This window comes from Kitasatospora sp. NPDC048296 (assembly GCF_043201815.1).
Taxonomy (GTDB): domain Bacteria; phylum Actinomycetota; class Actinomycetes; order Streptomycetales; family Streptomycetaceae; genus Kitasatospora.
In genome coordinates, this window is sequence record NZ_JBICZB010000009.1 from 135,980 (window position 1) to 147,588 (window position 11,609).

The window sequence follows — 11,609 nt, forward strand, 5'->3', positions numbered from 1 at the left end:
TGGGCCGCCCTACCCGTGGGTAGGGCCACGGGTAGGGCGAGATTAGTCAGTTCACCGTTCGACGTCTACGGGTCGTTCGACCGCTTCCGCGGGCTCGTTCGCGGCGACTCCGGCGCGCAGGCGGCCGAGCCCGGTCAGCGCGACGAGCACCCCGAGGGCACCGGCTGTCAGTGGGACCCAGTAGCCGGCCGAGGCGCCGGAGGCGTCGACCACCCAGCCGCCGACCGAGGAGCCGAAGGCCACGCCGAGGGCGAGCCCGGTGGTGGTCCAGGCCATGCCCTCGGTGAGCTTCGCGGCCGGGACGAGTCGTTCGACCAGGGCCATCGCGGAGATGAGGGTGGGGGAGATGGCGACGCCGGCGATCAGCAGGGCGGCACCCGCCGCGACCAGCCCGCCGACGCCGTGCAGGGTGGAGGCGACGAGCAGGATGGGGATCATGCTGAGCGCCATCATCACCACGCCGACGAAGAATCGGGTGGACAGCGGGCTCCTGGGCTTGAGCGCTCCGTAGACGGCGCCGGCCAGGCCGGAGCCGACGGCCCAGACGGCCAGGACGACGCTGGAGAGCCCCTTGTGCCCCTGGGCGTCGGCGAAGGCGACGGTGACGATCTCGACCGAGCCGAAGATCGCGCCGGTGGCGACGAAGGTCAGCACCAGGACGATCAGGCCGCCGTTGAGGATGGCGCTGCCGCCACCGTCGGCCGAGGCCGGATGGACCGGCGGTTCGGTGCGGCGCTGGGCGGTGAACAGGGCGATGCCGACGGCGAGCGCGACGACGGCCACGAGGACGCCGGACTCGGGGAACACGTTGGTGGCCAGGCCGATGGCGAGGATCGGGCCGACGATGAAGCAGATCTCGTCGACGACGGCCTCGAAGGAGTACGCGGTGTGCAGCTTGGCGGCGTCGTCGCGGTAGAGGTGGGCCCAGCGGGCGCGGACCATGGCGCCGGCGCTGGGCATGACGCCGAGGCCGACGGCGAAGAGGAACAGCGTCCAGGACGGTGCGCGGAAGTGGGCGCAGAGCAGGAGCCCGGTCGCGGCGGCGAGGGTGAGCGCGGTGGCCGGCACGGCGATGCGGCGTTGCCCGCGGCGGTCGACCAGCCAGGAGACCGCCGGGCCGAGCACCGCGGCGGCGACCGCCATCGTCGCCGAGACCGCACCCGCAAGCCCGTACGACCCCGTCAGCTGGGAGAGCATGGTCACGATGCCGATGCCGGCCATGGAGATCGGCAGACGGGCTATGAACCCGGCGGAGGAGAAGGCCGCGGTGCCAGGGGAGGCGAATATTCGGCGGTAGCTGGACAGCACGGGGGCTCCGGACGGGGGGTAAGGAACAAGGCTGGTAAACACAGCTTACGCACGTTGGCAAAGGGTATTTTCCGGACACCCGCGCGGCCCCGGCGCCGGGCCCTGCCCCCTCGGTGGCAGGATCGGTGCCATGTCCGACGCGCGCAAACCCTCCCCCTTCGGCGCCGCCCCGTACGACGCCCTGCTGCTGCTCTCCTTCGGCGGGCCCGAGGCCCCCGAGGACGTCGTCCCGTTCCTGGAGAACGTCACCCGCGGCCGCGGCATCCCCAAGGAACGCCTGAAGGAGGTGGGCAAGCACTACTTCATGTTCGGCGGGGTCAGTCCGATCAACGAGCAGAACCGCGAGCTGCTCGCCGCCCTGCGGAAGGACTTCGCCGAGCACGGGCTGGACCTGCCGGTCTACTGGGGCAACCGGAACTGGGCGCCCTACCTGGTGGACACCCTGCGGGAGCTGGCCGCCGACGGCCACCGCCGGATCGCCGTGCTCGCCACCAGCGCCTACGCGGGCTACTCGGGCTGCCGCCAGTACCGGGAGAACCTGGCCGACGCGCTCGCCACCCTCGCCGAGGAGGGCCGTCCGGCGCTGACCGTCGACAAGCTGCGGCACTTCTACAACCACCCCGGCTTCGTCGAGCCGATGATCGACGCCGCCCTGGCCGCCCTGGAGCAGCTGCCCGAGGACGTCCGCCCCGGCGCCCGGCTGGCCTTCACCACCCACTCCATCCCGGACGCGATGGCCGAGACCTCCGGCGCCCCGGACGACCCGTCCCGCGGCACCCCCGGCGGCGCGTACGTCGCCCAGCACCTGGACGTGGCCCGGCTGATCGCCGCGGCCGTCGCCGAGCGCACCGGCGTGGCCGACCGGCCCTGGCAGCTGGTGTTCCAGAGCCGCAGCGGCGCCCCGCACATCCCGTGGCTGGAACCCGACATCTGCGACCATCTGGAGGCCCAGCACGCCGACGGCGCGTCGGCCGTGGTGATGGTGCCGATCGGCTTCGTCTCCGATCACATGGAGGTCAGGTACGACCTCGACACCGAGGCCGTCGCCAAGGCCGCCGAACTCGGCCTGCCGGTGGCCCGTGCCGCCACCGTCGGCGCCGACCCGCGGTTCACCGCCGCCGTGCGCGAGCTGGTCCTGGAACGGGCCGCCACCGAGCGCGGCGAGACCGTGACCCGCTGCGCCCTGGGTGCCCTCGGCCCCAGCCACGACGTCTGCGCGGTGGCCTGCTGCCCCAACCCGCGCGCCCCCCGCCCGGCCGCCGCCGAGCGCTGACCCCTTCCGGAGGAGAATCCCGTGTCCACCCCCGCCCCGCCCGACGACCGGCTCCTCGACGACCTGCTCGACGTCGCCCTGGACGCGGCCCGGCAGGCCGGCGCCCTGCTGCGCGACGGCCGTCCCGCCGACCTCGGCGTGGCCGGCACCAAGAGCAGCCCGGTCGACGTGGTCACCGAGATGGACCTCGCCTCCGAGAAGCTCCTCGTGGAGCTGATCGCCGACCGCCGCCCCGAGGACGGCTACCTCGGCGAGGAGGGCGCCGAGCGCCCCGGCACCAGCGGGGTGCGCTGGGTCGTCGACCCGCTCGACGGCACGGTCAACTACCTGTACGGGCTGCCCTCCTGGGCGGTCAGCGTGGCCGCGGAGGTGGACGGCCGCGCCGTCGTCGGGGTCGTCCACGCCCCGGCGCGCGGTGAGCTGTTCCACGCCGTCCTCGGCCGCGGCGCCCGCCTCGACGGCCGTCCGGTCTCGGCCCGCCCGGCCCCGCCGTGGGGCCAGGCGCTGATCGGCACCGGCTTCAACTACGTCCAGTCGGTGCGGGTGCGCCAGGCCGAGGTGCTGCTCGCCCTGATGCCCGAGGTGCGGGACGTCCGCCGGGGCGGGGCGGCCGCGGTGGACCTGTGCGACGTGGCCGCCGGGCGGCTGGACGGCTACTACGAGCGCGGCCTCGCCCCCTGGGACCACGCGGCCGGCTGCCTGATCGCCACCGAGGCCGGCGCGCTGGTCGGCGGCCGCCCCGGGCACGGCCCGGACAGCCGGCTCACCGTGGCCGCCGCGCCGGGCGTGTACGAGCCGCTGCAGGAGCGCCTGGCCGCCCTGCGCGCCTGGGCGGACTGACCGGGCGACCGCGGCGCGAGCCGCCACGGAGCCCCCGGGACGAAAACCCCTCCGGACATGCGAAGAGCCCTGGCACACGGGGGATGCCAGGGCTTGGGGTTTCGCACGGCCCCCGTAGGACCGCAGGTGCCGGAGGACCGGCGTCGGGTCAGGCGGCGGTGCGGTGGCGCTCCAGCACGGTGTCCACACCGTGCTCGGCGGCCAGACGACGCAGGTCGTCCAGCTCGGACTGCTCCACCTCGGCGAGGAACTCGTCCCCGGCCTCGATCGCGCGGTGCAGATCCTGCTCGGCGTTGGCTATGCGCTGCAGGATTCCGGCCTTGAAGGCGTCCATACGGGCCCCCTTACTTTGTCGGACGTGCACGGTCGTACGTTCTCCGCCCCGAGGAGGTCTGGCCAGCGAAAGCGTCCGGGCCGGCAGGTGGTGGATCTCCGGTCGGGCGCGGAGACGGCCTTCGGCCGCTCCCGGTGACATCCCAGCCCCAGGGCCGGCGCGGATGAACGCACGGCGGGTGGGTGCGATCGGCCAACAGCCAGATCGCGGGTGTGCAGCTGTCCTCCCCGCCCGGGGACCGGGGAAACCTCCCGTCACGAGAAAGTTGCCCGCGTCACAGTCCAAGCGGAGCGGTCCCGGTACGAACGGTCACCGCCGCGGGACCGCGCTCCGTGCCTGGGCGGCAGCTTATCGCTGCTTTACCGCATGACCAGGCAGGATGGAGGCACCGTCGGAGCCGCGCGTCCGCTTCCGGGGCCGGCCTGGAGAAGGGACAACGACCGTGCGGGTTCTCGTCGTCGAGGACGAGCAGCTGCTTGCCGAGGCCGTCGCTACCGGCCTGCGCCGCGAGGCGATGGCCGTCGACGTGGTGTACGACGGGGAGGCCGCGCTCCAGCGCATCGCGGTCAACGACTACGACGTGGTCGTCCTGGACCGCGACCTCCCGCTGGTGCACGGCGACGACGTCTGCCGCAAGGTGGTCGAACAGGGCCTGGCCACCAGGGTGATCATGCTGACCGCCTCCGGCGACATCAGCGACCGGGTCGAGGGCCTGGAGATCGGCGCGGACGACTACCTTCCGAAGCCGTTCGCCTTCAGCGAACTCGTCGCCCGGGTCCGGGCGCTGGGCCGCCGCGCGACCATCCCGCTGCCTCCGGTGCTGGAGCGGGCCGGCATCTCGCTCGACCCCGGCCGGCGCGAGGTGATCCGCGAGGGACGCACCGTCCAGCTCGCCCCCAAGGAGTTCGCCGTCCTGGAGGTGCTGATGCGGGCCGGCGGCGCCGTCGTCTCCGCCGAGCAGCTGCTGGAGAAGGCCTGGGACGAGCACACCGACCCGTTCACCAACGTGGTGCGCGTCACCGTGATGACGCTGCGCCGCAAGCTCGGCGACCCACCGGTGATCATCACCGTGCCCGGTTCCGGCTACCGGATCTGACTGGAACACGCCCCCGGGAGCCCGCCCGAGGACTCCCCGCCGCACCCCGCGCCCGCCCCGGCGGACGCCCCGAGAGGACCATCATGACCACCCCGCCCCCGGCCGGCGGGCCCTCCGGCGCGCCCGCCGGCGGCCCGCGCGCCGTACCGCCCAGGCCCGTCCACCCGCCGCGCCCGGCCCGGCAGCAGCACGAGACCTACGTCCCCGGCGACGGCCTGCTCACCTGGCTCCCCTTCCGCCCGACCATCCGGATGCGGCTCACCCTGCTCTACGGCGGGATGTTCCTGATGGCCGGCGTGGTCCTGCTGCTGGTGATGTACTTCTTCGTCCAGCAGTCGCTCCAGCAGGTCGGCCAGCCGCACCTGGTGCTCAAGGGGCAGGGCATCTCCGTGCTGACGCCGGACAACCTGACCATCACCAACCAGTCCGCGCTGGACCAGTGGCTGAACGACAACAAGTCCATCCAGGCCGCCGCGGCTCTCAACGACCTGCTGCGCAAGCTGCTCACCGTCCTGGTCTGCCTCGCCGTGATCGCCTTCGCGGCCGGCTACGCGATGGCCGGCCGGGTGCTGCGCCCGCTCGGCCGGATCACCCGCACCGCCCGCGACGTCGCCTCCTCCGACCTGCACCGCCGGATCGAGCTGGACGGGCCGGACGACGAGCTCAAGGAGCTCGCCGACACCTTCGACGACATGCTGGACCGGCTGGACCGCTCCTTCGACTCCCAGCGCCGCTTCGTCGCCAACGCCTCGCACGAGCTGCGCACCCCGCTGGCGATCAACCGCACCCTGCTGGAGGTCCAGCTCTCCGATCCGGCGTCCTCGCCCGACCTCCAGCAGCTCGGCAGGACCCTGCTGGCCACCAACGAGCGCAGCGAGCAACTGGTCGAGGGTCTGCTGCTGCTCGCCCGCAGCGAGAACGAGCTGACCGACCGCCGCCCGGTGGAGCTGTCCGAGGTGGCCACCCGGGCGCTGGAGCAGACCCGGGCCGAGGCGGACAAGCGCGAGGTCGAGCTGCGCTCGAAGCTCGATCCGGCCGTGGTCGGGGGCAACGGCGTGCTGCTGGAGCGGCTCGCGCTCAACCTGCTGCAGAACGCCGTCCGCTACAACACCCCGGGCGGCTGGGTCGAACTGGCCACCGGCCAGGTGCCGGGCGGGGGCGAGCTGGTGGTCTCCAACACCGGCCCGATGGTGCCCGGGTACGAACTGGAGCACATCTTCGAGCCGTTCCGCCGGATCAAGGGCGCCGACCGCACCCGCAGCGACAAGGGGGTCGGGCTCGGCCTGTCCATCGTCCGTTCGGTGGTGCGCGCCCACGGGGGCACCATCGAGGCCACCCCGCGCGCCGGCGGCGGCCTCACCATGCGGGTGCGCATCCCGGCGCCGTAGCGGCCTCCTGGGCCGTTCCCGAGCCGTAACGGGCCCCCTGGGTCGCCGCGCCTCGTGGACGACCGTTCCCAGCCGCCCCCGTCAAGCCCGTCAAGACGACATCAGGCCTGACGGGGGCGGCTTGTCATTTGCGGCCCGAGCAACTTACGGTGTCGTAACCTACGCAGCCGTAAGTGCGTCCGCCGGTGGGTTCCGCCGACGACTCCGTACGACGTGTGCCCGCCCTACGCGCCCGTCCCGCGCGTGCCCGTCCCCCGGGAGCAAGACCGTGACCATCGCCCCTGTGCAGAGCAGCACCTCGCTCGGATCGAGCGGCTGGACCGACACGCGGCTGATCCTGGCCCTCGAAGAGGTCGTGGAGAAGGAGCTCAACCGCCACCTGGGCGTGGCCAAGGAGTGGATGCCGCACGAGTTCGTCCCGTGGAGCCAGGGCCGTGACTTCGACGGCCTGCTGGGCGGCGAGGCCTGGAACATCGAGCAGTCGAAGGTGACCCCGCTCGGCCGGGTGTCACTGGTGGTGAACCTGCTGACCGAGGACAACCTCCCCAGCTACCACCACGAGATCGCGACCATGTTCGGCCGCGAGGGCGCCTGGGGCACCTGGGTGCACCGCTGGACCGCCGAGGAGGGCCGGCACGGGATAGCCATCCGCGACTTCCTGCTTGCCACCCGGGCCGTCGACCCGGTGGAGCTGGAGCGGGCCCGGATGAACCACATGTCGGAGGGCTTCGAGTCCGACAACGCGCACAGCATGCTGCACTCGGTCGCCTACGTGGCCTTCCAGGAGCTGGCCACCCGCATCGCGCACCGCAACACGGGCAAGTACGCCGGCGACCCGTTGTGCGAGCAGCTGCTGGCGAAGATCGCCAACGACGAGAACCTGCACATGGTCTTCTACCGGAACCTGCTGAAGGCCGCCCTGGAGATCGCCCCCGACCAGGCCATGCGCGCCGTCGCCGACGTGGTCACCGGCTTCCGGATGCCCGGCCACGGGATCCCCGGCTTCGAGCGCGCCGCCGCGCAGATCGCCCTCGGCGGGGTGTACAACCTCCGCATCCACCACGACGACGTGCTGCAGCCGGTGCTGCGCAAGCTGCGCGTGATGGAGATCGGCGGCCTCGGCCCGGAGGGCATGGTGGCGCAGAACGAGCTGGGCGTGTTCCTGGACGGGCTGGACGGGCAGGCGCGCAAGTTCGAGGAGCGCCAGGCCGCGATGCTGGCGCGCCGGGCGGCCCGTCGCAGCGCCGAGTAGGGTGCGGCGACGGCACGTCGTCGAGAGGTCGGAGTGGGTGGATTTTCCGTGATTTGCCCCGGAAGATTCTGAACGTGACCAAGCTCACACTGTGTCGCTCCACGGTGTCGGGTGACCTCGGAGAGTGATCACCCTATTGGGGGTGCCGATCGCCGTCCGTGACCGGAATCCGGTCTGGCTGCGGCCTGGAGGGTTGGTCGGCATCCCTGGTGGGCAAGGGATTTGGCGGACATCAGTACGGACTTCGCTCACTGAGCGTCGCTGGCCCGGCGGGCGTTTGGCGGGTCGGCGATGGCCCAGCGTGAGGCCTCCGGAGCCCCAAAGGATCACCCCAACGGAGCCCTGGCTGAGTGTCGATTGAGTAACAGGGCTTGAAGTAAGGCAAAATCTCCGCCTCGGGTCGGGCACAAGACCGACCCCCCATGCGTTACGTGCGCTGGAGATACCGCACACACCGCACAACCCGGAGGGGGAGAGCGAAAAATGGCAACGGACTACGACACCCCACGCAAGACCGACGACGAGCTCAACGAAGACAGCATCGAGGAACTCAAGGCTCGGCGGAACGACAAGGGCGGCAGCTCGGTCGACGTCGACGAGTTCGAGGCCGCCGAGGGCATGGAGCTCCCGGGCGCCGACCTCTCGGGCGAGGAGCTCGCGGTCCGCGTGCTGCCGAAGCAGGCCGACGAGTTCACCTGCATGAGCTGCTTCCTGGTACACCACCGCAGTCAGCTCTACAGCGAGAAGAACGGCAACCCGATCTGCCGGGACTGCGGCGCCTGAGCACCGCAGCGGACAGCGACCGGTACCCGTGGCTCCCGCGGGACCGGCACAACGCCCCTTCCGGCCCCGGGCAGCGGGGCCGGACGGCAGGTCCGCGGACCGTCCACACGGACGGGCCCGGGAGGACGGAGTCGTTCGGCGGCGCGTCGGCCAGTACAGCACTGGCAACCATGGCAATAGCCAGTACGGCGTCGGCCAGGACAAAGTCGTAGGGACGGTCCCGCAGCAGCGGAACCGTCCCTCTCGGTTTTCTCGGCCTTCTCGCCCCGGCGCCCCTTACGTACGGGTGCCGCGCCGCGCTTCGTCGAGTGCGTCGGCCAGCTTCATCGGCGAGCGGGTCGACAGGTAGAGGTAGGGCGTCGGGTCGGCCGGGTCGTCCACCTCGACCCGCAGCGCGGTCGGGACGTAGCTGCGCAGCAGCATGAAGGCGCGGGGGTCGGCCTTCGGGCCGCGCCAGGCGGTGGCCTCGGCGGGGCTCAGCGCGTGCGCGGCGCCCAGCGCTTCCACCGGGATCCGGGCGGGGCCCGCCACCAGCGAGCCCTGGACCACGCGGATCCGGGCCGAGCCGTAGCTGCTGATCGCCACCGCGCCGGCGGCGATGCCGGCGACCAGGCCGACCAGCGCGGCCGGGCCGCTGACCCGGATCAGGATCAGCGCGAGGGTGAGGCCGACTGCGACCGGGAGCAGCCACCAGGAGCGCGGCACCGTGAGGCGTTCGTCGTACATGCCCTCCATTGTGGGTGCCCTGACGCCGGGAGTGGGACGCCACCCCCGGCGGAGGCCTTGCTACCCCTGGGTAGGGTGGGGCGGCGTGACCGGTACGACACCCCCCACCACCCCCACCGACCGGCCGGCGCCCGCGCTGCCGCCGACCCCGACCACCCCGCCGCCGGACGCCGTCCTCCCGCCGCGGGCCCCCGAGGCGCCCGCCCCCGGCACCCGGCTCGGCTCCCACTACGAGCACTGCTTCGGCTGCGGCCCGCAGCACCCCGGCGGCCTGCGGATCGACGCGGTCGCCGGCGAGGGACTCGACGTCACCGCCGAGTTCACCGTCCGGGACGTTCACCAGGGCGGCCCCGGGTTGGCCCACGGCGGCGTGCTGACGACGGCGATGGACGAGACCCTCGGCACGCTCAACTGGCTGCTGCACGCCCCTGCGGTGACCGGCAGGCTGGAGACCGACTTCCTCCGCCCGGTGCCCGTCGACTCGGTGCTGCACCTGCGCGCCTGGGTCACCGGAGTGCACGGCCGCAAGATCTACAGCGCCGCCGAGGCGCGGATCGGCGGCCCGGACGGACCGGTCGCCGTGCGTGCTCAGGCGCTCTTCATTCAGGTGAAGCTGGAACACTTCACCTCGCACGGTCGTCCCGAGGACATCGAGAAGGTCCTCGACGACCCGGATCTGATGAAGCGCGCACGAGCCTTTGAGGTGAACCCTTGAGCGAGACCCCCCGCCCGCCGCTGGACGTCCTGATCAGGCGCATCGACCCCGAGCTGCCGCTGCCCGAGTACGCGCAGCCCGGGGACGCCGGTGCCGATCTGCGCACCACTGTCGACGCCGAGCTGGCCCCCGGCGAGCGGGCGGTGCTCCCCACCGGCATCGCCATCGCCCTGCCGGACGGCTACGCGGCCTTCGTCCACCCCCGCTCCGGGCTCGCAGCTCGTTGCGGAGTTGCGCTCGTGAACGCCCCGGGGACGGTCGATGCCGGGTACCGTGGAGAGATCAAGGTGATCGTCGTCAATCTGGACCCGCGCGAGGGGGTCAGCTTCCGCCGAGGGGACCGGATCGCCCAGCTGGTCATCCAGCAGGTCGAGAAGGCCCGCTTCCACGAGGTGGCCGAGCTGCCTGGGTCGGCACGCGCCGAGGGCGGGTTCGGGTCGACCGGTGGCCACGCCGCGGTCTAGCATTCCCGCGGCCTCGCAGGAAGCCGAGCAGGTATTCGCATCGGTCTTGGACCGGGAAGGACAGTGACCGTGTTCCGTCGTCGCCAGAAGAGCGAGGACGCTGTCGAGCAGCTCGCCGACGACGCCATCAGCGCCGACGAGACGGCCGATGACGTCGAAGGTTCCGCCGAGAGCGAGAACGTGACCGAGCTGGACCCGGCCGACAAGTTCGGCCTGCCGCCGGCCCCGCGGCCGGACGGCCCGTGGGACCACTCCGAGCTGGAGAACCCCGAGGAGGGCCGCGTCGACCTCGGGGGACTGCTGGTCCCCGGGGTCGAGGGCATGGAGCTGCGCGTCGAGGTCGCGGGTGACGCGATCGTCGCCGCCACCCTCGTGCTCGGCAACAGCGCCATCCAGCTCCAGGCCTTCGCGGCCCCGAAGTCGGAGGGCATCTGGGGGGAGGTCCGGGAGGAGATCGCCAACGGCATCACCTCGCAGGGCGGAATCGTGGACGAGGAGGAGGGCCCGCTCGGCTGGCACCTCCGCGCCCAGGTCCCGGTGCAGCTCCCGGACGGCACCCAGGGCGTGCAGCTGGTGCGCTTCGTCGGCTGTGACGGTCCGCGCTGGTTCCTGCGCGGCGTGATCTCGGGCCAGGCCGCCGTGCAGCCCGAGATGGCCGGCATCCTGGAGCAGGTCTTCCGCCAGACCGTCGTCGTCCGCGGCGAGAGCCCGATGGCGCCCCGCGACCCGATCGTGCTCAAGCTTCCCGAGGACGCCCAGATGGTTGCCGACGGTGGTGGGGCTGCTGCCGCCGCCGGCGAGGGCGAGAGCCGCTTCGGCGGCACCGCGCTCGACCCGTTCGCTCGCGGCCCGGAGATCACCGAGGTCCGTTGATCGGGGTCGCCTGGTCCGGTTCGCCTGATCCGGGTTGTCGGATCTGATCGCCGCCGCATCGCCCCCGCCCGGGACCCCGGGCGGGGGCGATTTGCATGTGGCGGGTCGGTCCCCGTACAGTTCCGGAGTCGCCGCGGGAGACCGGGGCAACAAAGCGGAAAGCAAATCCGATGAATGAAACTCCGGAAAACGGAGCGGAAAACATCTGATAAGCTGGAAACACGAAAGAACGAAGCGCCCGGAGGGCCCGCTGGAAGGCGGTCCGAAGGAAGCGTCCGTTCCTTGAGAACTCAACAGCGTGCCAAAAGTCAACGCCAGATATGTTGACATCCCCGGCCTCAGGGTTTCCTGGGGTTGGAGATTCCTTTTGAAATAACACTAGCGAGGACGCAGTGCGCGGGGCCGCCCTATTCCGGTGGTTGCCGTGCCGCTCAACGCGGGTGTGGACCGGATGACCGGTAAACATTCACGGAGAGTTTGATCCTGGCTCAGGACGAACGCTGGCGGCGTGCTTAACACATGCAAGTCGAACGGTGAAGCCCTTCGGGGTGGATCAG

12 protein-coding genes and 1 rRNA gene are annotated in these 11,609 nt (G+C 72.0%); 10 read left to right on the forward strand and 3 right to left on the reverse strand.

Going from position 1 to position 11,609, the window contains the following annotated elements:
- Positions 1-51: 51 nt before the first annotated feature.
- Positions 52-1,308 (reverse strand): MFS transporter, encoded by a 1,257-nt coding sequence (locus ACGF12_RS09045; protein WP_393027429.1) that lies wholly within the window; start codon positions 1,306-1,308, stop codon positions 52-54.
- A 130-nt stretch (positions 1,309-1,438) separates the two neighbouring features.
- On the opposite strand from ACGF12_RS09045, the gene ACGF12_RS09050 reads away from it, so the two are divergent.
- Both ACGF12_RS09050 and ACGF12_RS09055 read left to right on the forward strand, forming a co-directional pair.
- Positions 1,439-2,581 (forward strand): ferrochelatase, encoded by a 1,143-nt coding sequence (locus tag ACGF12_RS09050; RefSeq protein WP_393027431.1) that lies wholly within the window; start codon positions 1,439-1,441, stop codon positions 2,579-2,581.
- A gap of 21 nt (positions 2,582-2,602) precedes the next feature.
- Positions 2,603-3,421, forward strand: coding sequence for an inositol monophosphatase family protein (locus ACGF12_RS09055; RefSeq protein ID WP_393027433.1), 819 nt, complete (start codon positions 2,603-2,605; stop codon positions 3,419-3,421).
- A 148-nt stretch (positions 3,422-3,569) separates the two neighbouring features.
- On the opposite strand, the gene ACGF12_RS09060 is transcribed toward ACGF12_RS09055, so the two are convergent.
- The gene (locus tag ACGF12_RS09060; RefSeq protein WP_030057688.1) at positions 3,570-3,755 is read right to left on the reverse strand and encodes a hypothetical protein; all 186 of its coding nucleotides are present in this window, start codon (positions 3,753-3,755) and stop codon (positions 3,570-3,572) included.
- Positions 3,756-4,197: 442 nt separating this feature from the next.
- Here ACGF12_RS09060 and ACGF12_RS09065 point away from each other — a divergent pair, with 442 nt between their 5' ends.
- From ACGF12_RS09065 to ACGF12_RS09080, 4 genes are all read left to right on the forward strand, one after another.
- On the forward strand, positions 4,198-4,851 hold the full coding sequence (locus ACGF12_RS09065) for a response regulator transcription factor (RefSeq protein ID WP_393027435.1): 654 nt from the start codon (positions 4,198-4,200) through the stop codon (positions 4,849-4,851).
- A gap of 83 nt (positions 4,852-4,934) precedes the next feature.
- A complete protein-coding gene (locus ACGF12_RS09070) occupies positions 4,935-6,239 on the forward strand; it encodes a sensor histidine kinase (protein WP_393027437.1) in 1,305 nt (434 codons plus the stop codon).
- 268 nt (positions 6,240-6,507) lie between these two features.
- The gene (locus tag ACGF12_RS09075; RefSeq protein WP_393027439.1) at positions 6,508-7,491 is read left to right on the forward strand and encodes an acyl-ACP desaturase; all 984 of its coding nucleotides are present in this window, start codon (positions 6,508-6,510) and stop codon (positions 7,489-7,491) included.
- A 483-nt stretch (positions 7,492-7,974) separates the two neighbouring features.
- Complete coding sequence (locus ACGF12_RS09080) at positions 7,975-8,274, forward strand: DUF4193 domain-containing protein (RefSeq protein ID WP_350745462.1); 300 nt, start codon at positions 7,975-7,977, stop codon at positions 8,272-8,274.
- A 276-nt stretch (positions 8,275-8,550) separates the two neighbouring features.
- Here ACGF12_RS09080 and ACGF12_RS09085 read toward each other — a convergent pair whose 3' ends face one another.
- Positions 8,551-9,000, reverse strand: coding sequence for a DUF3093 domain-containing protein (locus ACGF12_RS09085; protein WP_387620288.1), 450 nt, complete (start codon positions 8,998-9,000; stop codon positions 8,551-8,553).
- A 136-nt stretch (positions 9,001-9,136) separates the two neighbouring features.
- Between ACGF12_RS09085 and ACGF12_RS09090 the strand changes: the two genes are divergently transcribed.
- From ACGF12_RS09090 to ACGF12_RS09105, 4 genes are all read left to right on the forward strand, one after another.
- Positions 9,137-9,715, forward strand: a complete 579-nt coding sequence (locus ACGF12_RS09090) for a PaaI family thioesterase (protein WP_393027458.1) — start codon at positions 9,137-9,139, stop codon at positions 9,713-9,715.
- A complete protein-coding gene (dut, locus tag ACGF12_RS09095) occupies positions 9,712-10,179 on the forward strand; it encodes a dUTP diphosphatase (protein ID WP_393027442.1) in 468 nt (155 codons plus the stop codon). Before ACGF12_RS09090 ends, dut begins: the two co-directional genes overlap by 4 nt.
- 69 nt (positions 10,180-10,248) lie before the next feature.
- Entirely contained in the window at positions 10,249-11,052 is an 804-nt protein-coding gene (locus ACGF12_RS09100; protein WP_387620285.1) for a DUF3710 domain-containing protein, read from the forward strand.
- Positions 11,053-11,517: 465 nt separating this feature from the next.
- Positions 11,518-11,609, forward strand: a 16S ribosomal RNA gene (locus ACGF12_RS09105); the annotation flags it as partial.

What these genes read in the sequence shown, in the direction of transcription:
- ACGF12_RS09080 (WP_350745462.1), top strand. Translation starts at nt 7,975, where the DNA reads ATGGCAACGGACTACGACACCCCACGCAAGACCGACGACGAGCTCAAC.
- ACGF12_RS09050 (WP_393027431.1), top strand. Translation starts at nt 1,439, where the DNA reads ATGTCCGACGCGCGCAAACCCTCCCCCTTCGGCGCCGCCCCGTACGAC.
- ACGF12_RS09085 (WP_387620288.1), bottom strand. Translation starts at nt 9,000, where the DNA reads ATGTACGACGAACGCCTCACGGTGCCGCGCTCCTGGTGGCTGCTCCCG.
- ACGF12_RS09070 (WP_393027437.1), top strand. Translation starts at nt 4,935, where the DNA reads ATGACCACCCCGCCCCCGGCCGGCGGGCCCTCCGGCGCGCCCGCCGGC.
- ACGF12_RS09060 (WP_030057688.1), bottom strand. Translation starts at nt 3,755, where the DNA reads ATGGACGCCTTCAAGGCCGGAATCCTGCAGCGCATAGCCAACGCCGAG.